This window comes from Roseateles rivi (assembly GCF_043555845.1).
Taxonomy (GTDB): domain Bacteria; phylum Pseudomonadota; class Gammaproteobacteria; order Burkholderiales; family Burkholderiaceae_C; genus Roseateles; species Roseateles rivi.
On record NZ_JBIGHZ010000001.1, the window covers coordinates 541,304 to 565,043 of the forward strand.

The 23,740-nt window shown below is 65.3% G+C and carries 19 protein-coding genes; 11 read left to right on the forward strand and 8 right to left on the reverse strand.

All coding sequences use genetic code 11. The annotated features are described in order from the left end of the window. Positions 1–18 precede the first annotated feature (18 nt). The 11 genes from tssF to ACG0Z6_RS02525 all read left to right on the forward strand — a co-directional run bounded on the left by tssF (position 19) and on the right by ACG0Z6_RS02525 (position 16,465). On the forward strand, positions 19–1,869 hold the full coding sequence (gene tssF, locus ACG0Z6_RS02475) for a type VI secretion system baseplate subunit TssF (RefSeq protein WP_394458478.1): 1,851 nt from the start codon (positions 19–21) through the stop codon (positions 1,867–1,869). Continuing rightward, positions 1,866–2,951 (forward strand): type VI secretion system baseplate subunit TssG, encoded by a 1,086-nt coding sequence (gene tssG / locus ACG0Z6_RS02480; protein ID WP_394458479.1) that lies wholly within the window; start codon positions 1,866–1,868, stop codon positions 2,949–2,951. Before tssF ends, tssG begins: the two co-directional genes overlap by 4 nt. Before the next feature lie 53 nt (positions 2,952–3,004). Continuing rightward, the gene (tssH, locus tag ACG0Z6_RS02485) at positions 3,005–5,662 is read left to right on the forward strand and encodes a type VI secretion system ATPase TssH (RefSeq protein WP_394458480.1); all 2,658 of its coding nucleotides are present in this window, start codon (positions 3,005–3,007) and stop codon (positions 5,660–5,662) included. A gap of 52 nt (positions 5,663–5,714) precedes the next feature. Continuing rightward, entirely contained in the window at positions 5,715–6,065 is a 351-nt protein-coding gene (locus tag ACG0Z6_RS02490; RefSeq protein WP_394458481.1) for a hypothetical protein, read from the forward strand. Next, on the forward strand, positions 6,062–8,863 hold the full coding sequence (locus ACG0Z6_RS02495) for a type VI secretion system Vgr family protein (RefSeq protein WP_394458482.1): 2,802 nt from the start codon (positions 6,062–6,064) through the stop codon (positions 8,861–8,863). Before ACG0Z6_RS02490 ends, ACG0Z6_RS02495 begins: the two co-directional genes overlap by 4 nt. Before the next feature lie 3 nt (positions 8,864–8,866). After that, entirely contained in the window at positions 8,867–10,969 is a 2,103-nt protein-coding gene (locus ACG0Z6_RS02500; RefSeq protein WP_394458483.1) for a hypothetical protein, read from the forward strand. 27 nt (positions 10,970–10,996) lie between these two features. Then, positions 10,997–12,076, forward strand: coding sequence for a formylglycine-generating enzyme family protein (locus ACG0Z6_RS02505; RefSeq protein WP_394458484.1), 1,080 nt, complete (start codon positions 10,997–10,999; stop codon positions 12,074–12,076). Between the two features lie 230 nt (positions 12,077–12,306). After that, a complete protein-coding gene (locus tag ACG0Z6_RS02510) occupies positions 12,307–13,176 on the forward strand; it encodes a DUF6708 domain-containing protein (RefSeq protein ID WP_394458485.1) in 870 nt (289 codons plus the stop codon). A gap of 27 nt (positions 13,177–13,203) precedes the next feature. Next, positions 13,204–14,283, forward strand: a complete 1,080-nt coding sequence (locus ACG0Z6_RS02515) for a formylglycine-generating enzyme family protein (protein ID WP_394458486.1) — start codon at positions 13,204–13,206, stop codon at positions 14,281–14,283. Between the two features lie 3 nt (positions 14,284–14,286). Further along, entirely contained in the window at positions 14,287–15,390 is a 1,104-nt protein-coding gene (locus ACG0Z6_RS02520; RefSeq protein WP_394458487.1) for a formylglycine-generating enzyme family protein, read from the forward strand. A gap of 259 nt (positions 15,391–15,649) precedes the next feature. Next, the gene (locus ACG0Z6_RS02525; RefSeq protein ID WP_394458488.1) at positions 15,650–16,465 is read left to right on the forward strand and encodes a DUF6708 domain-containing protein; all 816 of its coding nucleotides are present in this window, start codon (positions 15,650–15,652) and stop codon (positions 16,463–16,465) included. A gap of 22 nt (positions 16,466–16,487) precedes the next feature. Here ACG0Z6_RS02525 and ACG0Z6_RS02530 read toward each other — a convergent pair whose 3' ends face one another. Genes ACG0Z6_RS02530 through ACG0Z6_RS02565 form a run of 8 tightly spaced genes read right to left on the reverse strand, consistent with a single transcriptional unit; the run spans position 16,488 to position 23,655 of the window. Next, entirely contained in the window at positions 16,488–16,946 is a 459-nt protein-coding gene (locus ACG0Z6_RS02530) for a nuclear transport factor 2 family protein (RefSeq protein ID WP_394458489.1), read from the reverse strand. Further along, positions 16,924–17,754: an SDR family NAD(P)-dependent oxidoreductase gene (locus ACG0Z6_RS02535; protein WP_394458490.1), complete on the reverse strand. Its 831-nt coding sequence runs from the start codon at positions 17,752–17,754 to the stop codon at positions 16,924–16,926. Before ACG0Z6_RS02535 ends, ACG0Z6_RS02530 begins: the two co-directional genes overlap by 23 nt. Before the next feature lie 5 nt (positions 17,755–17,759). Next, the gene (locus tag ACG0Z6_RS02540) at positions 17,760–18,353 is read right to left on the reverse strand and encodes a DUF3833 domain-containing protein (RefSeq protein WP_394458491.1); all 594 of its coding nucleotides are present in this window, start codon (positions 18,351–18,353) and stop codon (positions 17,760–17,762) included. After that, a complete protein-coding gene (locus ACG0Z6_RS02545; protein WP_394458492.1) occupies positions 18,350–19,684 on the reverse strand; it encodes an MFS transporter in 1,335 nt (444 codons plus the stop codon). The genes ACG0Z6_RS02540 and ACG0Z6_RS02545 overlap by 4 nt, the downstream gene beginning before the upstream one ends. Positions 19,685–19,692: 8 nt before the next feature. After that, on the reverse strand, positions 19,693–20,286 hold the full coding sequence (locus ACG0Z6_RS02550; RefSeq protein ID WP_394458493.1) for a chalcone isomerase family protein: 594 nt from the start codon (positions 20,284–20,286) through the stop codon (positions 19,693–19,695). Positions 20,287–20,291: 5 nt separating this feature from the next. Next, on the reverse strand, positions 20,292–21,554 hold the full coding sequence (locus tag ACG0Z6_RS02555) for a class I SAM-dependent methyltransferase (protein ID WP_394458494.1): 1,263 nt from the start codon (positions 21,552–21,554) through the stop codon (positions 20,292–20,294). Positions 21,555–21,556: 2 nt separating this feature from the next. Next, positions 21,557–22,324, reverse strand: coding sequence for a DUF1365 domain-containing protein (locus ACG0Z6_RS02560; RefSeq protein ID WP_394458495.1), 768 nt, complete (start codon positions 22,322–22,324; stop codon positions 21,557–21,559). After that, positions 22,321–23,655, reverse strand: a complete 1,335-nt coding sequence (locus ACG0Z6_RS02565) for an NAD(P)/FAD-dependent oxidoreductase (RefSeq protein WP_394458496.1) — start codon at positions 23,653–23,655, stop codon at positions 22,321–22,323. Before ACG0Z6_RS02565 ends, ACG0Z6_RS02560 begins: the two co-directional genes overlap by 4 nt. Positions 23,656–23,740: the final 85 nt, after the last annotated feature.

Genomic DNA, 23,740 nt, shown 5'->3' on the forward strand with positions numbered 1-23,740 from the left:
GGACAGGGAGCTGCTGACATGGATGACTTACTACCTCACTACGAGCGCGAGTTGGCGTTTTTGCGCGACCACGCCGCTGACTTCGCTGCACGCCACCCCAAAATCGCCGGTCGCTTGATGCTCTCAGGTGACGTGGGCGAAGACCCGCACGTCGAGCGCCTGATCGAGTCGTTTGCTTTGCTATCTGCGCGTGTCCACAAGCGCTTGGACGACGACTTTCCGCTCTTTACCGAGTCATTTTTGGAGGTGCTGTATCCGCACTACCTCCGCCCCTTTCCGTCCTGCGCGATCGCGCGATTTGATGCTGGCGAGGCGCTGGCTCAGTTGAGCCGCAGCAACACCCTGCCACGCGGCACGCTGCTGCAAACCCGGCCCCTCAAAGGGGGCGTGACATGCAAGTTCCGCACCGTCACCGAGGTGCGTTTGGTGCCACTGACCGTGCAGTCGGTGCAATTCCGCGGTGCTGTGATCCCGCCCAAGGGCGTGCTCGTACCCACCGGCTCTTCGGCCATGTTGTCGCTGACTTTGAGCTTGAGTTCGCCCCTGGTGAGCTGGGCCACCTTGGCGGATGCGCCGCTGCGCTTCTACCTCGAAGGTGAGGCTTCGCAAGTGGCGGCGCTGCGCGAGGCGCTGCTGGGCTGCGTGAACAGCGTCTTTGTGCAGGCGCAAGGGCAAGACGTCTGGTGCCCCGCGCCCGACGCCTTGCCGCGTGCCGTGGGGTTCGCAGAAGAGGACGCCATTGTTCCGACCGATGCCCGCACCCATCCCGCCTACCGGCTGCTCACAGAGTACTTTGCCTTCCCCGAAAAATTCAATTTTGTCGATTTGCCTCTGCCCACCGCATCGCAGGGCATGGGCACGTCGAGCATCACACTTCACTATGTGCTGAGTGGGCTGCGCAGTGACTCGGACGAGGCACGCCTCTTGGAGACGCTCACCGAGCGCAACTTCTTGAGTTCTTGTGCGCCGGTGGTGAATCTTTTCAAGCAGCGGGCCGACCCGATACGGCTTACGCATCAGTCGCTGTCATACCCAGTCTTGCCCGATGGGCGGCGCGCCCATGCCTATGAGGTCTATTCCATCGACCAAGTGCAGCGAGTCCGTCAGACCGTCAAGGGCGAGCAGGTGGAGGCCTTCAAGCCGTTTTACTCCCTGCAGCACGACGAATACGTGGCCGGTCTGGAGCAGGCACCGCGCTATTGGCATGCAAGGCGCAATGAAGACGTGGCACAGCTCAGCCCTGGCTACGAGACAGAGCTGTCGATTGTCGACATTGGCTTTGACCCCGCTCAGGAGCAAACTGACACGCTCTCGGTGGAGGTGACGGCCACCAATCGGGACTTGCCCGCGCAGTTGCAAGTCGGTTCGCCGGGCGGCGATTTGTTCATTCCCGGCGGAGGGCTGTGCCGGGAGATTCGCATGTTGAGGCGCCCCACACAGGCCTACCGATTCAGCCGCGGGCAGGGGGCGTTGTGGAAGCTGATTTCCCACCTCTCGCTCAACCACCTGAGCTTGACGCAAGGGGGCATAGAGGCCATCAAGGAGTTGTTGCGTCTCTACGATTTGCCCGGCAGCGCCAGCAACCGCCGTGTGATTGATGCGCTGTGCGGTGTGGAGTATGTGTCCGCCAGCACTTGGCTCAGCGGCGAGCCATTCCCGGCCTTTGTGCGGGGCATGGAAGTGCGTCTGACGGTTGACGAGACGCACTTTGCCGGCATTGGCCTGCGCCTGTTTGCGCAGGTGCTCAACCAGTTCCTGGGCCTGTATGTCACGCTCAACAGCTTTGTGCAGCTCAAGGTGGTCTCGGAGCGCTCGGGCCAGGAACTCATGGCGTTTGAGCCGCGCTCGGGTGAAGGGGCGCTGCTGTGAAGACGGTGCGTCGCCATGCAAGCGCGCTGGCGCATTTGCTGCGCGAGCCCCACGGTTATGAGTTCTTTCAGGCCGTGCGCTTGCTGGAGCGTTGGTTGCACCAACGCGATGGTGGGCAGCCTACGCACAAGCAACTGAAGTTCAACAATTCTCTGTCTCTGGCATTCCCGGCCAGCGAAATTGCTGCTTTGCGGCTGGAGCGGCGGGCGGATGGTCTGCCCCACATCGGCGATGTCGATGGGCAAGCCTTGGATTTGGCGCAGGTCGCGGCCGTGCAGCTCACGCCCGCCTTCTTCGGCTTGTTGGGTATCAACGGCGCTTTGCCGGTCCACTACAGCGACATGCTGGGTGAACGCGAGTCTCGGCAGCGAGACGCCGATGCCCCGGCAGCGCGTGCCTTCCTGGACATCTTCCAGCACCGCGCGGTGCTGGCTTTCTACCAGGCCTGGCGCAAGCACCGCCTTGAGCTCCAGTTTGAGCACGACCGGCGCAACCGCTTTCTGCCCTTGATGCTGGCTGTGGGCGGCTTGGGGCAGCGCAGCCTGCACCAGCGTTTGGGCGGCGAACGCGGCGGTGTGTCTGACGACGCTTTGGCCTTTTACGCCAGTGTTTTGCAGCGGCGCCCCATGTCGCAAGCGGCTTTGGTTGGCGTTTTGCAGCAGTACTTTGGCGTTCCCGTGCAGGTCAAAGCTTTTGTCGGAAGCTGGGTTCAAAAACCGCCGGCACTGCACGCGCGCTTGGGCGTGGCGCAGGTTTGCCTTGGCCGCGACGCCATGCTGGGCGAGCGGCTGTGGCAGCGCCACCAGCGCGTCGGCTTGACCTTGGGGCCGCTGAGCAAAGCGCAGTTCGACGGCTTTTTGCCCGGCGGTGCGGCCGCGCTTGCGCTGCGCCATTGGCTCAGCCTGATGTGCGGCGAACAGTTCGAGTTCAGCGTGCGCCTGACCGTTGCGGGCGCCGACGTTCGCGGTGTGCGGCTCGACGACTCGGGCAGCGCGCGGCTGGGCTGGGACAGCTTTCTGATCACCCGTGCCGAGACGCTTGATCGCACCGAAGCGGGCTACGAGCTCATGACCCTGCATTGAGCCTGGCGCCGCACCTCATTCCTACCGATTGACCTTTGCCATCGAAAAATCCCATGGCCACCCATCTCAAAACGCTGATCTCCAAACTGAACGCTTCCTGCCGCCAGGCGGCGGAGCGTGCCGCCAGCCTTTGCATGTCCTACGGGCATTACGAGGTCGAACCTGAGCACTTGCTGTTGGCCTTGTTGGAGCAACCCAAAAGCGATCTGTCTGTGCTGTGCCGGCATTTCCACGTGCAGCCCGATGCGCTGGCACAGGACCTGCAGCGCGAACTCCAACGCCTGCGCAACGGCAATACGCGCACCCCGGTGTTTGGTGCCCATCTGCCTCAGTTGCTGGAGCATGCTTGGCTGATTGCGTCCTTGGAGTCGCACGAGCAGCGGGTGCGCAGCGGGCATCTGCTGCTGGCCCTGCTGACGGAGCCGACCCTGGGCCAATTGGCGCAGCGCGCCAGCCCGGGCTTTGCGCAGTTCCGGGTGGATGAACTCAAGCATCGACTGGAAGAACTCACACAGGGTTCGGCTGAATGCGAGCCTCTGCGGCCTCAGGCCAAAAGCCCCGCAGCGCAGACCGCTGCTGACAATGCCGCCACGCCGCAGGGCAGCACCCGCACCCCGGCGCTTGACCAATTCACCACCAACTTGACTCAGCGCGCGCGCGACGGACGTCTCGACCCGGTGATTGGCCGTGATGCCGAGATTCGGCAAACCATAGACATCTTGATGCGCCGCCGCCAGAACAACCCCATCCTCACCGGTGAGGCGGGGGTGGGCAAGACAGCCGTGGTGGAGGGGCTGGCTTTGCGCATTGCTTCGGGTGATGTGCCACAACCCTTGCAGGGTGTGGCCCTGCACGTGCTGGACATGGGCTTGCTGCAAGCCGGGGCCAGTGTGAAGGGCGAGTTTGAAAATCGGCTCAAGGGCGTCATCGACGAAGTCAAGCAAAGTCCTCACCCGATTGTGCTGTTCATCGACGAGGCCCACACCATGATTGGCGCGGGCGGGCAGGCCGGGCAAAACGATGCCGCCAATTTGCTCAAGCCCGCACTGGCGCGGGGTGAGCTGCGCACTGTGGCGGCTACAACCTGGAGCGAGTACAAGAAGTACTTCGAAAAAGACGCCGCACTGGCGCGTCGCTTTCAGGTCGTGAAAGTGGAGGAGCCCAGCGAAGCCCTGGCCTCCGCCATGATGCGGGGCATGGCGCCCTTGATGGAGCAGCACTTTGGCGTGCGCATCTATGACGAGGCCATCACCGAGGCCGTGCGCTTGTCGGCGCGCTACATCAGTGGCCGTCAACTCCCGGACAAGTGCATCAGCGTGCTGGACACCGCATGTGCCAAGGTGGCGCTGGGTCAAGCCGCACAACCTGCGGCCATGGAGGATTTGCTGCGCAGCCTGGAGCGGGCGCAGGCCGCAGTGGCCTCGCTGGAGCGCGAAGCTGCCGCGGGGCGTCAGCATGAGGCGCAGCTGGCTGAGCTGAAGACCCAGATTCAGCAAGACCAGCAGGCGCTCGATGCGCTGCGCCAACGCTACGAAGCCGAACGTGCTCTGGTGAGCCAAATCCAGCAGCAGCGCCAGAGCCTGGAGCAACTCAGCGCACAAGGGACCAAGATCGACGAGGCCGCGCAGATTGAATTGGCGGGCAAGCTCGAGGCCCTGAGCGCGTTGCAGGGCGACGCCCCTTTGATTCCGCTGCAGGTCGACGGCCATGTGGTGGCCGAGATCGTTGCCGCCTGGACTGGCATTCCTTTGGGCAAGATGGTGAAGGACGAAATCCACACCGTGCTCAAGCTGGCCCCGCTGCTCAAGGAGCGTGTGTTGGGTCAGGCCCATGCCATTGAGGCCGTGGCGCAGCGCGTGCGCACCTCACGCGCGCAGCTCGAAGACCCCAACAAACCCAAGGGCGTGTTCCTCTTTGTGGGGCCCAGCGGCGTGGGCAAGACCGAGACTGCACTGGCCCTGGCCGACGTGCTGTACGGCGGCGAGAAGAAGCTCATCACCATCAATATGAGCGAGTACCAGGAGGCGCACACCGTCTCCGGCTTGAAGGGCTCGCCCCCCGGCTATGTGGGCTATGGCGAGGGAGGAGTGCTGACCGAGGCTGTGCGCCGCAATCCCTACAGCGTGGTGTTGTTGGACGAAGTCGAGAAGGCACACCCCGACGTGCTGGAGCTGTTCTTCCAGGTCTTCGACAAGGGCGTGATGGACGACGCTGAAGGCCGGGAAATCGACTTCCGCAACTGCATCATCATCCTCACCAGCAATGTGGGCTCGTCGCAAATCATGCAGGCCTGCCTGAACAAATCGGAGGCCGAACGGCCCCAGCCGCAGGAGCTGCTCGAAGCCCTGCGCCCGGCGCTCTACAAGAGCTTCAAGCCGGCATTTCTGGGGCGTTTGCAGGTGGTGCCCTATTACGCCGTGGGCGACGACGTGCTGGAGTCCATCATCCGCCTCAAGCTGGATCGCATTGCCCAGCGCGTGCAGCAAAACCATCGCGCCAGCTTTGAGTACGACAACAAGCTGGTCGAGGCCGTGCTGGCACGCTGCACCGAAGTTGACAGCGGCGCCCGCAACGTGGACCACATCCTCAACGGCCACCTGTTGCCGCAGTTGGCCGAGCAGGTGCTGGCGCGCATGGCCGATGGCATTGCCGTGCGCCGCATCAAGGCCACCACCAGCAAGGGCGGTGAGTTTCGGTACACCGTTCAATAAGCCGCATGCGAGCCCGCGCAGTGCGCTGGCCTGACAGGGGAGTCACAAGCGAATGATCGACGCCAACGAGCAAGCTGTTTTCAATTGCCGCGTTCACACCTGGCGCCTCATGGCCGCGCGCCTGGCCCAGATGCATGTGCCCACAGATGCCACCCCGGCGGTCTTGCTGCAATGGTTGGCCGAAGTGGCAGACCCCCTGCGCCCTGCCGCCCAAACCCTGCAGCGGGCGCTGCAGCGGCACCCTTGGTCGGTGTTCGCGGTGGGGGCAGGTGGCTCACACGAACTGGGCTTTCGCGTGCAAGCCGGGTCTTCCCAGTGGTGGTTGCACTTCGCTACACAGCCGCGCTCGCGCATCGTGCGCATTGAGGCGCTGCCCAATCTCAGCTCAACGAGGCGCCCATGACTGCCGCCCTGGACATCTTGCATGCCGCATTCACGGGCGGCATGGAACAGGGCACGCGCCTCTTGCGTGTGCACACGCCCTTGGGGCCCGACACCTTGCTGGCGGAGTTGTTGGAGCTGCACGAGGCCGTTGTTCCGGCGCCCGACCTCAGGCCGCAGGCCGGGTTTCACGCCACGCTCTACGCGCTGTCCACCAACGCCCACTTCTCGCTCAAGTCTTTGTTGGGGCAAGCGGTGCTGGTGGAGTTGGGCTTGGCCGACGGCAGCCGCCGTGTTTGGCATGCCCATGTCGCTGAGGCCGCACTGGTGGGGGCCGACGGTGGGCTGGCACGCTACCGCTTGGCGCTGCGCCCCTGGTTGGCCTTGCTGGCCCTGCAGCAGCAGTCGCGCGTTTTCCTCGACTTGAGCGTGCCGCAAATCCTCGATGAGGTGTTCGCCGCCTACGCTGGGCAGGGGCGCTTGGTGCCGCAATGGCGCTGGGCTTTGCAAGATGCAGCCGTCTATCCGGCTCGCAGCCTGTGCATTCAATACCAGGAGAGCGATCTTGACTTTGTGCTGCGCCTCATGCGCGAAGAGGGGCTGGTGTGCTGGTGGGAGCACCAGGGCCAGCCGCTGGATGGGCAGTTTGGGCAGCACACCTTGGTGATTGGCGATCACAACGGCGCCTTTACCCAAGACCTGGGGCCGGTGCGCTACACGCAGGCCGGTGCCGGACTCACCCAAGACAGCCTGACGCGGTGGCGCCGGCGCGCTGCCGTGGCGCCGGCCCGTGTGGACCTCGCCAGTGCGGACTACCGTGCGCGCAGTCTGCGCCCAGTCAGCCAAGCCACTCAGCAAGCCGCGCTGCCTGAGCTGGCCGTGGTGGATGTGCCCGGTCAGTACGCCTACCCCGACCCTGCGCAAGGCCAACGTCTGGCCCTGCGTCAGGTGCAGGCCCTGGAGGCCTGGGCCGAGCAAGTGCAAGCTCAGGGCACCCTGCGCCAAGCTGCCGCTGGCGCCGTCCTGACACTGACCGAGCACCCCGTGCACGATGGCCGCAACGCCCAGCGCGACCGCTTCGTCATCCTTGCGGCGCAGCACCGGGCGCGCAGCAACTTCAGCGCCGACACCCAAGCCCTGCTGCAGCGGCTGGGCCCCTTGCCCGCTGAAGACGCTTCAACGGGCCTGGCGGCGGACACGCAATACCAAGTGCAGCTGCAACTGCAGCGCCACACTCTGGCCGTGCGGCCTCAGCAGCTGGACGCGCGCGGTGTGCTGGACGTGCGCATGCGCTTGCGGCCCCGCATCCATGGCGTGCAAACCGCGCATGTGGTGGGCACGGGCGGCCCCGTGCACAGCGACCGGGACCAACGCGTTCGCCTGCGCTTTGTGTGGCAGCGCGACGATGCCGCCACCCCCTGGGTGCGCGTGGCGCAAAGCCTGGCGGGTGCCAACTGGGGCAGCGCTTTCACGCCGCGCGTCGGGCAAGAGGTGCTGGTGGGTTTTGTTGGCGCCGACATTGACCGGCCCGTCGTGCTGGGCGCGCTCTACAACGGGCGCGGCCAAGCCGATGCCGCGGGCAACACCGTCTGCGGTGCGGCGGGTCTGGGCAGTGCGCCAGCCTGGTTCACCGGCAACGGGCACGCGGCAGCGCTCAGTGGCATCAAAACGCAAGAACTCACCACCAGCGCCCAGGGCCAAGGTGGGGCCAACCAGCTGGTGCTGGATGACAGCGAAGACGCCAACCGCATCGAACTGTCCAGCAGCACGCTGGACACCCGGCTGCAACTCGGCCAGCTGCGCCAGCAGCAAGACAACCAGCGGCTGCGTGAGCGAGGCCACGGGCTGGAACTCAGCACCCAGGGCTGGGGCGCGCTCAGGGCGGCCTCTGGGCTGCTGCTGACGGCACAGCTCGGTGCCGCGCGCAGTGCGCAAATGCAAGCTCAAGACGCAGCACAGCAGCTGCAACAAGCACAGAACCTGCTCATCACACTGGCGCGCAGCGCACAGCAGCACAAGGCGGGCCTGCCCGGTGAGCCCGCGCCTGAAAAGCTTGGTGCCGCACAGGCCCTGCAAGCCAGTGCCGACAGCATCAGCAGCAGCAACCAAGGCGGAGGCAGTGTGGCCGCCTGGACGCGGCCTGAGTTGGTGCTCAGCGCGGCACAGGGCGTGGGGCAGCACTGTGTGCGAAACCAAATCTGGAGCGCCGGTGCTCAGATGGTGCTGACGGCCCAGCAAGACGTGAACCTGCTCGCGCAAGGCAATCTCAGCGTGGCCGCTCGTGCTGGGTTGGTGCTCTACAGCTACGGCAAAGCCACCAACGCCGACAAGCCCAACCAAGAAACGGGGCTCAAGCTCCACGCCGCCAGCGGCAGTGTGAACGTGCAAGCGCAAAGCGGCGCGCTCAAAGTGGCTGCCGACAAAGCCCTGGATGTCGCCAGCACCCAAGCCCTGGTGCGCGTGGCAGCCCCCGAGCGCCTGCTACTGGCCGCCGCGGGTGCCGCCATCGAAATCAAAGGCGGCAACATCACCCTCAAGGCACCGGGGCAGGTCAACTTCAAAGCCGGAATGAAGGAGTTGACCAGTGGGGGCGGGGCGAGGGCTGAGCGATTGAGCTTGAAGAAGGCCGGGAAGGTTTACGACGAGCAATTCGTTCTGAGAGACAAGCAAAGCGGCGAGCCCTTGTGCAACTACAAGTACCGCATCGAAGACGCTGGCGGCACGGTACTCGCCCGAGGCTTTACCGACGCGCAGGGACGCACACAGCGGGTCTACACCAGCAGCGCTGTTGCCATTTCCTTGTTCCGAGACGACGAATAAATCATGACCGCCAACACCACGGCACAGGACCAGGGCTCCGCCACCACCAACCCCAACGGCCCAACTCAGGTGCAGGTTCATGTGGAGCCGCCCGATGGCTTGCTGCTGTTTGACCCCCAACGCAACCAGTTGCTCAGTGTTCCCAAAGAGCATGTGCAAGCCTTCTTGGCTGAAGCCAATGCCATGGAGGCCCTGTGCTTGCAGCTGCTCCAGGCCAAGCAAGAGATCCATGCAGCGCAAGAAGCGCTGGCAGAGCTGAGTGAGCAGAGATTCCCTCCACTGGGTCTTCAGACAGAGCTGACGCAGCGATTGACGGCCGCCCAAAAGAAATACGACCAAGCCTACGAGAAGATCAAAAATGAGCTTGGCGACCAAGGCTATCTGACTGGCGCGAGCAATGGCCGGGAATTGATGAGTCTGCTGCCACTGGCCATGCGCCAAAAGCCCGGGCAGCCGGCGCAACCTTGGGGACGCAAAGCCACCTATGTTCGTTCTGAAAAGATGAAGAACCACTGGCGCACTTACAACCTCAGTGCAGCCGACACCCGGCAAAACGACAGCTTCGTCAGAAACGGGCAGATCGACCGTCAGGCCCTCAAAGACCAATTCACCAAGATCACCCCCAAGCTCAAGGCTGAGTGGGGTTTGGCTGCGGGCCATTTTTTCCCCCAGCTCCAGAGCTGGGCCGAGGCCCTGCGTTCCGAACGCAAGTTGGATGACAACGGCAACCTGCTGTTCAAGTCCGAAGCGCATTTGTTCCGCTACTTCTTGGGCTGTGGCTTGGAGGGCAGCTGGAGCCCGAAAGAGGGCAAAGTCTTTGGCAAGGCCAATGCAAAGGCCGAAGTTCAGGTGGCCCGCGCTGAAGCGGCCCTGGAATGCGTGTTCCCAAGCCAGACCGGCTGGGTGTGGGCCTTGGTAGGCCCCAAGTCGGGCAAGACCTTTCATATCGGTGCCATGCGCCTGATGGCCACCATCAAAGTCGGTGCGGGCGCGGGCGCCAGCCTGGCTGTTGAACTGGCTGTGGAACTGGACTACAGCGCCACCAAAGCAGGTGCGGCCGGACCCGCCGTGCGCGGGCGTCGCAGCAAACCCACCCCACCAACGACACAGCTCAATCTCAGCAAATACACAGTCTCAGCCAGCGCTGGGGCGGAAGTCTTTGCGGGTGTCAAGGCCTCCGGCGAACTGGTGGGCGGCTTGCAATTTCTCAACCCGGAGAAGGGCGACAAATTTGACTTCATGGCCTCGGTCGGCCCCAAGCTAGAGGGCCAAATGGGTGTGGGCGCAGGGGCGAATTTGATGGTGAATTTTGAAAAAGGGCGTTTTATGGTCCGGGCCAAAGCCGCTCTGTGTCTGGGTCTAGGCGCCAAGGGGGAAATCGCACTCGAGATCAATGGCCGGCGAGTGGTCAGCTTTTTGCAGTGGTTTTTCCATGCGCTGCTCAATGTCGGGTTTGAGTATTTGGAGGTGGTGCATAGGGATGCGTATCGACAAGCAACCCGGCTGGCGGTGTTGATGGTAGAGGGCGGTGAGACGGCTTACGAAAAATTGACAACTTCCTGGGCGGAGTTTGTTGACGATCTGTCCGATGGGATGGCTAGGGAAGATCGGCGCGTTGCCCTGATGAACAAAATCCTTGGCAATCCGGTTGCTTTGCGTCTGGCCACACCAGAAGCCCACGGCATTTTGCTGTGGCAAATGAGCCGCCATGGCTTCTTGACCAAAACCACACACGCGGCAGAGAACAGCGAGGGCATGGAAATGCTGGGCCGCCGTAAGCGCGCCATCTACCTGATTTGCACCTGGGCCCAGTGCAGGAGTCAGTTTGAAAACATGGTGCAACACATGGGCCCAGAAGGCGCCAAGAGTGACTTCAAGGCCAACTACCAGCACCTGCTGAACTTCATGGAAATCGGGCCCATGGACAGCAAATGGGACACCAAGCTGCAGCAGCTGTATGACCGCTTGCCCTCAGATCCTGCACGGGGCTACGCGCTGGTTCAAAACGACACCAACCAGTTCATGGCGCAGGTCGCCATGGGCAACTCATTCCTGTACTTGGCGCAGCTCAGAGGGGCCACGTTGATCCCTGACAACTTGGCTTGATGGTCTGGCATAACGGAGCAAAACCACATGAATCAAAACTCTTGTTTGACGCCCCCGTCCCCTGCGCGCTGGGCGCTGCTGGCAGCAGCCGTGGCGCTGGCGGGGTGTGACTCGCGGGCCACCGGGGCCGCAGCCCCGTCTGCCGAAGTGCAGGCCCGGGTGGAGGCGCTGGCGCAGCGCAGCAAGCAGCGGCTGAGCCATGTGCCTGCCGGGGGCTATTGGCTGGGTGACCCCGGGCCGTTGATGACGGAGGAGCTCAAGGCCACAGGCGCGGTGCTGGGCCCAGAGGCCCAACTCACCGGGAACCCGCCCTACACCAGCGACGAAGACAACAAGCCCCCACGCTGGGTGACGCTGGATGCCTACTCCATCCAGCAGCTCAAGGTCACGTATGGAGACTTTGACGTGTACGTGGCGGCCAATGCCCTGCCGCCGCACCCACCGCAAGGCGATGAGCCTCGCTCGAATTGGCTATGGCGCAGGGCTCGTATTTCAGACGACACCCCGGCGGGGGTGACCTGGGTGCAGGCTCAGGCCTACTGTGCGTGGCTGGGCAAGGTGACGGGCTTGCCCTTTGCGCTGCCGACGGAGGCGCAGTGGGAATACGCGGCGAGCAATGGACGCAAGACGCACTACGAGCCCGCACCGACGGACAACGGCATTCTGGAGGAGGGGCGCAATCACCCAACCTATGGGCAAATCAAGGCGCTGAACAAGAACAGCGGGATGCTTTACCCAGTAGGCCGGTTTCCGCCGTCCAAGCTGAAGCTCCACGACATGGTGGGTAATGGCTATGAGTGGACCCAGGACTGGTATGCGCCAGACACCTACCAGACCCTGCAACAGACCCACAACCCTGCAGGCCCAGCCAGCGGGGTGCAAAAGGTGCAGCGTGGCTCGCCAACAAACGAAGACATGATCCGCGGCTTTGTTTTGACAGAGCGGACTGCACGTCTTCCTGAAGGCGAAACCTTCCAGGGAGCTGCTGTTTCTTATGACGATGTGAGCTTTCGCTGCGTGGTGAATCAACCCGCGCCTTTGCCCGGCACCTACGTCGATGGTCCAGGGCCTGTGGTTCACCCCCTGCGTGACCGCCCCAAGCCTTGAGGTCGCAAAGAAGCGCAACCCGCATGAGCCAAGAGAAACTTGTTCCGTTTGCGGTGTACCCGCAAAACCAGCGTGCAGTTCCAGAAGCCACTTCTGGTGGTTGGGTTCGCGGTGTGTACGCCAACGCCCTGGAGTACACGACTTCAGCCAAGAGTCTGCGAGGGGTGGTGTTCTTGATCGGTGGGGTGGGGTGCGCGCTTGGGTCAGGGTTCGCTTGCTGGCTAATAGGAATGGTTTTGCACGATCAGTTTGTTGTTCGACGTTGGGGCCCAGCGACATGGTTTGACTACATAGTTGTACTCCCGTCTTTCTTTGTCTTCCTCGCCTTCGGCATCTGGGCCCTGTGGTTCTTCAGCCGCCTGGAGTTCTTCCTTCCCATCGACCTGCCCATTCTGTTCGACCGCCAGCGCCGCAAGGTTTACCGCCTTGTTGAGGACCTGGACGAGCAAGGCCGCCCCAAGCGGCGTGGGCAAGCGCTGGTGATCGAACACGACTGGGACGACATCGTGGCGGAGCACCATGTCAGCACAGCCACCACGGGCAGCAGCGCGCAGACCCACCACACGCTGGTGCTGATGGTGCGAGACAAGAACCCGGGCGAGTTCCAAGGCCCCATCAGCCCGAGCAATCTGCCGCCCTATGTGGACGGCTTTGGTCTGGGTGATGCCAAAGTGCTGAGCGAATACACGACCCCCCGCGTGTGGGAGCACGTGAGGCGGTACATGAACGAGAACGGGCCCGCCCTGCCAGCTGGGGAGGCGCTGGCCGACACCAGCGTGCCCGTGACGTGGTGGGACAGCCTGGGTGCGGTGAGTGTGTGGGGCCCTGGCTATGTGCGCCGCTGGCGCGAGAGCCCCATTCTCATGAGCTTTATGCACCTGATCTCGCCGCTGATGCTCCCGCTGGCGGTGCTGATGGCCACGACCAACTGGCTGAGCTACAAGACGGCGTACGAGGTGGCCTGGCCGCCAGAGGTGCTGGACAAGGTGGGCCCGCCGGTGTCTGCGCCGGAGCAAGCCGTCAAACCGCAAGCGACACGGGCGAAGCGGGGCCAGCGGCAGAGAAGGGCGCAGGGCTTGGCCGCACGCCCCAAGCCTTGAGACATGGCACCGACCGGGCAAGATTCCATGAAGCAAAACTCTTGTTTGACGCCCCCGTCCCCTGCGCGCTGGGTGCTGCTGGCAGCAGCCGTGGCGCTGGCGGGGTGTGACTCGCGGGCCACCGGGGCCGCAGCCCCGTCTGCCGAAGTGCAGGCCCGGGTGGAGGCGCTGGCGCAGCGCAGCAAGCAGCGGCTGAGCCATGTGCCTGCCGGGGGCTTTTGGCTGGGTGACCCTGGGCCGTTGATGACGGAGGAGCTCAAGGCCACAGGCGCGGTGCTGGGCCCAGAGGCCCAACTCACCGGGAACCCGCCCTACACCAGAGACGAAGACAACAAGCCCCCACGCTGGGTGACGCTGGATGCCTACTCCATCCAGCAGCTCAAGGTCACGTATGGAGACTTTGACGTGTACGTGGCGGCCAATGCCCTGCCGCCGCACCCACCGCAAGGCGACGAGCCGGTTTCCAACCGTGGTTGGCGCAGGTCTCGTACCTCAGACGACACCCCGGCGGGGGTGACCTGGGTGCAGGCTCAGGCCTACTGTGCGTGGCTGGGCAAGGTGACGGGCTTGCCCTTTGCGCTGCCGACGGAGGCGCAGTGGGAATACGCGGCGAGCAATGGACGCAAGACGCACTACGAGCCCGCACCGACGGACAACGGCATTCTGGAGGAGGGGCGCAACCATCCAACCTATGGGCAAATCAAGGCGCTGAACAAGAACAGCGGGATGCTTTACCCAGTAGGCCGGTTTCCGCCGTCCAAGCTGAAGCTCCACGACATGGTGGGCAATGGGTATGAGTGGACCCAGGACTGGTATGCGCCAGACACCTACCAGACCCTGCAACAGACCCACAACCCTGCAGGCCCAGCCAGCGGGGTGCAAAAGGTGCTGCGTGGCTCACCACCAAACGAAGACATGATCCGCGGCTTTGTTTTGACAGAGCGGACTGCACGTCTTCCTGAAGGCGAAACCTTCCGGGGGCGACGTGTGGCCTATTCCTATGAGAGCTTTCGCTGCGTGGTGAATCAACCCGCGCCTTTGCCTGGCACCTACGTCGATGGTCCAGGGTCTGTGGTTCACCCCCTGCGTGACCGCCCTAAGCCTTGAGACATGGCACCGACCGGACAAAACCACATGAAGAAAAACTCTTGTTTGACGCTGCCGTTCCCTGCGCGCTGGGTGCTGCTGGCAGCAGCCGTGGCGCTGGCGGGGTGTGACTCCCGGGCCACCGGGGCCGCAGCCCCGTCTGCCGAAGTGCAGGCCCGCGTGGAGGCGCTGGCGCAGCGCAGCAAGCAGCGGCTGAGCCATGTGCCTGCCGGGGGCTTTTGGCTGGGTGACCCCGGGCCGTTGATGACGGAGGAGCTCAAGGCCACAGGCGCGGTGCTGGGCCCAGAGGCCCAACTCACCGGGAACCCGCCCTACACCAGAGACGAAGACAACAAGCCCCCACGCTGGGTGACGCTGGATGCCTACTCCATCCAGCAGCTCAAGGTCACGTACGGGGACTTTGACGTGTACGTGGCGGCCAATGCCCTGCCGCCGCACCCACCGCAAGGCGACGAGCCGGTTTCCAACCGTGGTTGGCGCAGGTCTCGTACCTCAGACGAAACCCCGGCGGGGGTGACCTGGGTGCAGGCTCAGGCCTACTGTGCGTGGCTGGGCAAGGTGACGGGCTTGCCCTTTGCGCTGCCGACGGAGGCGCAGTGGGAATACGCGGCGAGCAATGGACGCAAGACGCACTACGAGCCTGCGCCGACGGACAACGGCATTCTGGAGGAGGGGCGCAATCACCCAAATTTTGAGCAGAAGGAAGAGATGCGCAGAGGCGGGGACTATCTGTACCCGGTAGGTCGTTTTCCGCCGTCCAAGCTGAAGCTTCACGACATGGTGGGCAATGGGTATGAGTGGACCCAGGACTGGTATGCGCCCGACACCTACCAGACCCTGCAACAGACCCACAACCCTGCAGGCCCAGCCAGCGGGGTGCAAAAGGTGCTGCGTGGCTCACCACCAAACGAAAGCATGATCCGCGGCTTTGTTTTGACAGAGCGGACTGCACGTCTTCCTGAAGGCGAAACCTTCCGGGGGCGAAAAGTGGCCTATTCCTATGAGAGCTTTCGCTGCGTCGTGAATCAGCCCACACCCTTGCCTGGCACCTACGTCGATGGTCCAGGGCCTGTGGTTCACCCCCTGCGTGACCGCCCCAAGCCTTGAGGTCACAAAGAAGCGCAACCCGCATGAGCGAAGAGAAACTTGTTCCGTTTGCGGTGTACCCGCAAAACCAGCGTGCAGTTCCAGAAACCACTTCTGGTGGTTGGGTTCGTGGTGTGTACGCCAACGCCCTGGAGTACACGACTTCAGCCAAGAGTCTGCGAGGGGTGGTGTTCTTGATCGGTGGGGTGGGTTGCGCGCTTGGGGCTGGATTCGGGTGCTCCCTCATGGGACTGGGAATGTATAGCAGCCTGACCGGACGATGGGGGGGCCGCACTGGACGGACTTTGTCGTCACGCTCCCGGGATTCCTGCTCTTCCTCGCCTTCGGCATCTGGGCCCTGTGGTTCTTCAGCCGCCTGGAGTTCTTCCTTCCCATCGACCTGCCCATTCTGTTCGACCGCCAGCGCCGCAAGGTTTACCGCCTTGTTGAGGACCTGGACGAGCAAGGCCGCCCCAAGCGGCGTGGGCAAGCGCTGGTGATCGAACACGACTGGGACGACATCGTGGCGGAGCACCATGTCACCACGGCCACCACGGGCAGCAGCGCGCAGACCCACCACACGCTGGTGCTGATGGTGCGAGACAAGAACCCGGGCGAGTTCCAAGGCCCCATCAGCCCGAGCAATCTGCCGCCCTATGTGGACGGCTTTGGTCTGGGTGACGCCAAAGTGCTGAGCGAATACACGACCCCCCGCGTGTGGGAGCACGTGAGGCGGTACATGAACGAGAACGGCCCCGCCCTGCCAGCCGGGGAGGCGCTGGCCGACACCAGCGTGCCCGTGACGTGGTGGGACAGCCTGGGTGCGGTGAGTGTGTGGGGCACTGGCTATGTGCGCCGCTGGCGCGAGAACCCCATTCTCATGAGCTTTATGCACCTGATCTCGCCGCTGATGCTCCCGCTGGCGGTGCTGATGGCCACGACCAACTGGCTGAGCTACAAGACGGCATACGAGGTGGCCTGGCCGCCAGAGGTGCTGGACAAGGTGGGCCCGCCGGTGTCTGCGCCGGAGCAAGCCGTCAAACCGCCAGCGACACGGGCGAAGCGGGGCCAGCGGCAGAGAAGGGCGCAGGGCTGAACCGCAGCAGCGCCCTGCGGCGTCAGGTCTGCGGGCAGCGCAGCTGCCGCTGCAGCGTCCGCATCAGTGCGCCCAAGAGGGGCAGCTTGGCGTAGAGCTCTTCGGCGGCGTCCCAGTAGTCGCGGTGGAGTTGCACTAGGCCCTGGGTGGTGAGGCGCAGGTGGGTGGCGCCGTGGATGCACAGCGGCGCTGATTTGGCGTGGCGCTGCAGGTGAAAGTTCCAGGTGAGGAAGGCGTCCTGGCCCTGCACGGCGCTGTGCACGAACTCAAAGCGTGCCAGGTGCAGCACTTGGAACATGTGGCTGAAGATGCGCGCAATGGCGCTGCGGCCGCTGACTTCGTTGAAGGGGTCTTTGAAGTGGGCGTCTTCGGCGTAGAGGGCCAGCAGCTCGTGCAGGGTGTCGGGGCGCAGCTGTTCGTAGGCGGCGATAAGGGCTTGCACGGCGCGCGCGGGGTCTTCAGGGTGTCGGGGCGTGTTCATGGGCTTGACCTTGGGTGGCGCGGCGCACGGCGGCGAAGTACCAGGCGTCGGGCAGGTGGCGCAGCAGTTGCATCCACAGCGTGAAGCGGCGCGGGAAGTGGATGTCGAAGTGTCCGCGCTCCCAGCCGTGGATGAGGGCCTCGGCGGCTTGTTCCGGGCTGATGAGGCTGGGCATGTGGAAGTGGTTTTGCTGGGTCAGCGGCGTGTCCACAAAGCCCGGGCTGACGATGGACACCCCCAGCCCCAGCGGGCGCAGTTCCAGGTGCAGGCATTCGGCGAGGTGGTGCAGCGCGGCTTTGGTGGGGCCATAGGCCAGCGACAGCGGCAAGCCACGGTAGCCCGCCACGCTGCCCATCAGGCTGAGGTGGCCGCGCCCGGCTTGCAGCAGCGCGGGCAGCATGGCGTCGAGCAGGTGCAGTGCGCCGCTGTAGTTCACGGCCAGGTGGCGCTGCATTTCCGCGAGGTCAAACTGCGTGGCTTGTTGGGCCCGGTAATGGCCGGCGCAGTAGGCCACCAGGGCGGGTGCCGGGTGCCCCAAGGCCTGGGCGAAGGCGAGGGCGCTGTGCGCAGCGCGGCGCATGGCCTCGGCGTCGGTGACGTCCACCATCAGGGCCTGGCTGCCCTCGTGGCTGTTGCAGAACTCTTGCAGGGCCGCACTGTGGCGGGCTGACACCAGCACCTTGGCGCCGCGCGCATGCAGGGCGTGCGCGGTGGCGCGCCCGATGCCGCTGGAGGCGCCTATCAGCCACACGGGCAGGCCGCGCCAATCGCGCAGGGGCGGGTTGAGAGGGGAGCACAGCCTGGACATGGCGTTCACCTTGGGGCAGCGCTGGCTGCGGACGCGGGCTTGTGAAAGGACAGGGTGACTTCACCCAGGGTGATGCCGAACTTGCTCATGCGAGCGCGGTTGAGCACGGTGCCCTGGTCGATGCGGTACATCCAGTCGTCGAACTGCACATGCCACACGCGCCCGTCCACGGGCAGGGCCAGGGTGTAAGCCCAGCGCAGTGCATTGCCCGCGCTCTGGCCCTGGGCCTGGCCCACCACGTCATCGGCGCTGCCGCTGTAGCGGCCATCGCCCAAGTGGCGCAGCTTCCAGACGCGGCGCTGGGTGCTGCCATCGCTGTAGAGGAAGTGCTCGTCGAGCACGCCTTCGTCGCCCTGCCACTGGCCGGTCATGGTGACGGTGAAGCGCTTGACCACATGGCCCGAGCGGTCGGTGAAGATGCCGTGCGCCGTCAAGGGGCCGTTGAAGTACTCGCGCAAGTCCAGCACCGGCTGTTCGGCGCGGTAGTCCTCCACCTGTGGGCTGGCGCAAGCGCTCAGCAAGGCGGCGGCGCTCAGCAGCAGGTAGTGTGGCCAGCGGCTGGGGGAGCGTGTGCTGCGGGGGGCGAGGGATGGGTTCATGACAGGGCGCTCCAGGTGGGGTGATGGTGTTCGCTGCGCCGCAGCAGGGCCCAGGCGCAGAGTTTGAGCAGCACGGGCAGGCCGCCATAAGCCCAGGCCAGGGCCTGCAAGCCCGCGCTGCTGCGCGTGCCGGCCTCGTAGCCCAGGGCGGCGAGCAGTGGCAGAGCCAGGCCAGCGGCCAGGGCCAGATTGAGCTTGGTGGCACAGGTCCACCAGCCCAGGTAGACGCCCTCGGCCTGACGCTGTGCACCGGCGTGGTGAATGACACCCGTGAGCAGTGCGCCGGGCAGGGCCAGATCGGCCCCCAATGCGGCGCCGCTGAGCAGGCACACAGCCAGAAAGGCCCAGGCGTCGCCCTCAGTCAACCAAGGTGTGGGCGCAAAAGCCAGCACGGCCAGCACCATGCCCAGGCGCCAGCTCGGCGCCAAGCCCAGGCGGGCCACCACGCGCACCCACAGCGGCAAGGCCAGGGCTGCGGCGGCAAAGTAGCCCAGCAAAAACAGCGGTTGCAGCGTCGGGGTTTGAAGCCGGTCGGCCACAAAAAAGGGCAGCAGCGTGGCGGCAGTGGCTGCGGCCACGCCATTGCACAGGTGCACGGCCAGCAGGCGCAAAAAGGCCGGGTTGCGCCACACCGCGGGGGCTGCGGCGCTGGGCGTGGCAGCGTCGGTGGCCGGTGGCTCGGCGGTGAGCTCTGCGTGGTTCAGTGCTTGGCTCAGCGGGTTGGCTGGCAGGGTGCGCAGGGCCAGCAGGCCCGCCAGCAGCAAGGCGGCCAGCACGGCGCAGGTCAGCGCCAGGCCGGCCAGCGTGGGCAGCACCGAGGCCAGCACCACGCCGCCCAGGGCCAGGCCCTCGCGCCAAGCGCCCACGCGGGCCCGCCAGGCGGGCAGGCCGCCCCAGCGTGCGGCCCAGGCCAGGTGCAGGATGCTCAAGCCGCTATAGGCCAGCGTGCACAGCAGCAGGGTGAGGGCCAACCAGCCCAGCAGCCAGGGCGTGCCTGCCAGGGCCGCAGGCGCGCGCGGCGGCCACCACAGCGCAGCAAAGGCCAGCGCCATCAAAACGGCGGCCAGGCTGGCTGCGGCCAGGGCCTGGCGGCTGCCGCTGCGCAGCCAGCGGTCCACCAGACGGCCCAGGGCCGGGTCGATGAGTGCATCGGCCACGCGCGTGCCCAGCAGCACCAGGCCCAGCGCCGCCAGCGGCGCGCCGTAGACCTGCGCGTAGTGGTGCGGTAGCAGCACATACAGCGGCAGCGAGGCAAAGGCCAGCGGTGCGGCCAAGAGCCCATAGCCCGCACCCAGGCGCCAGGGCAGGGCGGGGGCGGTGGGCGTGGTCATGGGCGGCTTCAGCGTGTGTTGAGGCCCAGCAGCGCCTCGCGCAGTGCCGGGGCCGAGGTCTGCGGGGCCAGCCAGATGCCGAAGAACAGGCGCGCAAAGTCGGCGTCGGTGAGGTCTGCGGTGGGGCGACCGTTGTGCAAAAAGCGCACTTCGCCTTGGCCGCGGTGCCAGCCCAGCAGCCGGTCTTGCGCCACCACGTCGGGGAAGGCGCGCGTCATCAGCGCCAGCCAGCGCTGTGCTTGCTCTTGGCTGAAGGGGCCGATGCGGCGCATCTCCGCCACCGAGCGCTCGGCAATGGCGCTGCCTTCGAGCTTGCGGGCGTACTGCAACTCCAGCCCAAAGGCGTGCTGCTCCCAGCGCTGGGGCTCAAAGCCCGGCGCGGCCCACAGCCTGGCCTCGTAGACCATAAGCCCGAAAAAGCGCAGGCTTCCCTTGCCCACCAAACGGGCCTGGGGCAGGAGCGCGGCCAGCTCGGCGGGAACGGCTGGGGCGGTGTCGGTGGCGGCTTGTGTCATGGTGCAAGGCAGTAGCGTGAGGGGCAGAGCTGCCGTGGCCAGCAAGGCAGTGCGGCGGCGCAGCGTTGGGGTGGTGGGGCTGGGCATGGTGTTCAACGCTTGCGCAGGGTGAACTGCATGACGTCGGTGCTGCCGCTGTCAAAACCCGCTTCGCAGTAGGCCAGGTAGAAGCGCCAGATGCGCACAAAGCGCTCGTCAAAGCCCAGCGCCTGCACTTGCGGCAAGGCGGCCAAAAACGCGTCGCGCCAGCGGCGCAGGGTCTCGGCGTAGTCGGCCCCAAAGGCCAGGCGCTTGACGACCTCAAACCCCGCCTTGTTGGCTTGGGCTTCGAACACGCGCGGGCTGGGCAACATGCCGCCGGGGAAGACGTACTGCTGAATGAAGTCCGTGCCGCTGCGGTAGCGCTCGAACAGCGCGTCGTCGATGGTGATGGTCTGCACGCAGGCCAGGCCCGAGGGTTTGAGGCAGCTGTGCAAGGTGCGGAAGTACGCCTCCCAGTAAGCCTCGCCCACGGCCTCGAACATCTCGATGGAGACCACCGCGTCAAAAGGCGCTGCGGCGTGCTGCGCAGCCAGCGTGCGGTAGTCCTGGTAGTGCAGCTGGGCCCGATCGGCCAGGCCGAGGTTTTGCAGGCGCTGCTGGCCCCAGGCCAGTTGCTCGCGCGACAGCGTCACGCCGCTGACCTGCGCTTGGTAGTCGCGGGCGGCCAGCTCGGCAATGGCGCCCCAGCCGCAGCCAATTTCCAGCAAGCGCTGGCCCGGTGCAATGCCGCACTCGTCCAGCGCGCGGCGCATCTTGGCCAGCTGGGCTTCGTGCAGCGGCACCTCAGCCGGGTCCTGGTCTTGGAACCAGGCGGCGCTGTAGTTCATGCTGGGGTCCAGCCACAGCTTGTAGAAGGCGTTGCCCAGGTCGTAGTGGGCGTGGATGTTGCGCTCGCTGCCGCGCAGGGTGTTGCGCCGCATGCGGTGGCGGATGCGGTGCAGCATGCCGCCCCACCAGTTGCCGTAAATGAGCGCTTCGATATGGCGGCGGTTGGCCAGAAACAGTGCCAGCAAGCCGCTCAGGTCGGGGCTGTCCCAGTCGCCGTCGATAAAGCTCTCGGCCAGGCCGATGTCGCCGCGCAGTTGCACCTGGCTGAACACGCGCCAGTCGCGCAGGGTCAGCATGGCGTGCGGGCCGTGGGCGGAGGCGTCGGCCTTGCCCAGCAACAGGGTGTGGCCATCGGGCGTGTGCAGTTCCAGCTGGCCGTGGGGCAGCTGTTGCAGAAGCTTGAGCGTGGCTCGCACAGTGGCCGGAGCTTGTGCTGGCAGCGCCTGTGCTGCCGCTGGGCGCAGGGGGGCTGTGGTGGTGTTCATGGTCAGGCTAAGTCCTTGGGCGCAGCAGGTTTGGGAACAAGAGGCACGCGCTTGAGCCACAGCCGCAGCGCCTGCCAGTGGATGCGCCACACCACGCCCCAGCTCATCAGCGGCACGCTCCAGAAAGCGTGCCGTGCGCTGGCGGGGGTGAGGGCTTGAAGGCGGCCGCTTTGGCTGGTTTGAATCAGCGCGCCGTCTGCGTCGTACAAGTCCACGCGGGCTTGCACGGCAGCGGCGCGGTGCGCGGCCGCGGGGGTGATGCGAAAGCGAAAGCAGTACTGCCCCTCAACGCGGCAAAAGGGTGAGACGTAAAAGGCTTTGTCGGCCCACACCGTCTGGCCCCAGGCGGGATGGCGCAGCAGGTAGATGTGGCGTTCACCAAAGGTGTTGTTCACCTCGGCCACCACGGCCGCGGGCGAGCCGTCGGCGCGCAGCGCATACCAAAAACTCACGGGCTTGAACGCAAAGCCCAGCACGCGCGGCAGGGTTTGCAGCCAGATTTCGCCATCGGCATCGCTCACGCCCTCGCGCTGTAGCAGCGCTTCGACCCAGGCCAGCGCGTCGGCGCCACCCTCGCCGTGGTCGGCATCGTGAAAGCTCAGCAGCGCGGCTTTTTGGTTGCGCTTGAGCGCGGCGCAGGGCGTGTGGCGCAGCGTGCGCATGGGCAGCAGCACAAAGTAGCCGCGGTAGGCAAAGGCATTGCCCGCCGGACGCAGGCGCTGGTGCCAGACCGTGCCAATGCCGATGTGCGGCTGCAGGGCGAGTTTCATGCGGCACCTTGTGCGGCGCTGGTGCGCCAGCTGGGCCGCTGTTCGAGCAGCGCTTGGGCGGCGGCCAGGCCGCTGCGCAACCCGTCTTCATGAAAGCCATAGCCCAGCCAGGCGCCGCAATACCAGGTGCGTTGCTGGCCCTGCAAGGCGCCCACGCGCTGCTGCGCGGCAATGGCGGCGAGGTCAAACACCGGGTGGCTGTAGTCGATGCGCTGCAGCACCTGGCGCTCGTCAATGGGGCGAGCGGGGTTGAGCGAGACGATCACCGGCTGCTGCCAGGGCAGGGGCTGCAGGGCGTTGAGCCAGTAGTGCAGGCACACGCGGCTGTGCTCCTGGCCCACTTGCGCGGCGCGCTCGTAGTTCCACGCCGACCAGGCGGCGCGGCGCGTGGGCAGCACGCTGGCGTCGGTGTGCAGCACGGCGTGGTTGTTCTGGTAGCGCAGCGCGCCCAGCACCTCGCGCTCGGGCTCGCTGGCTTGGCCGCCCAGCAGGGCCAGGGCCTGGTCGCTGTGGCAGGCCAGCACCACGGCGTCGAAGTGCTGCGCGCCTTGCGCGGTGTGCAGCAGCACGCCGTCGGCCTGGCGGTGCAGGGCCAGCACGGGGCTGTTGAGGCGCGCGTCGGGCAGCTGCTCGACCACGCGGCGCACGTATTGGCGCGAGCCCCCTTGCACCGTGTACCACTGCGGCCGGTCGCTGATTTGCATGAGCCCGTGGTTGTGGCAGAACCTCAGCAAGGTGGCCAGCGGGAAGCGCAGCATTTGCTCCGTGGGGCAGGACCAGATGCAGCCCAGCATGGGCAGCAGGTAGTCGTCGCGCAACGCCGCCGAAAAGCCGTGCTGGGCCAAAAAGTCGCCCACGGGCTGCTGCATCACCTCAGCTGGCGCCAGACCTTGTTCGGCTTGCACGGCCAGCTCGGTCCCCAGGCGGTTGAAGCGCACGATCTCGCGCAGCATCCACCAAAAACGCGGCTTGAGCAGGTTGCGGCGCTGGGCGAACACGGCCTGCAGCGAGCTGCCGCCCCACTCCAGCCCGGGGCGCCCGTCGGGCTGCGGCACTTGCACGGAGAAGGACATGTCCGCCGCCGCCGTGGGCACATGCAGCTCTTCAAACAGCTGCTTGAGCAAGGGGTAGGTGCGGTGGTTGAAGACCAAAAAGCCCGTGTCCACCCCGGCGCTGACGCCCGAGAGCGTCACGTCCACCGTATGGGCGTGGCCACCGAAATGGCTGCCTGCTTCCAGCAGCACCACCTCCAGGCCGGCTGCAGCCTGCACCAGATGCCTGGCAGCGGCCAAACCCGCAATTCCTGAGCCGACGACGGCGACGCGAGGCATAGATGCTCCTGTGTTTTGAACTCTCTGGGGCAAAGTGTGAACTCATCAGTCCAAAAATGCAACCATTAAGTTCAAACCATGGACT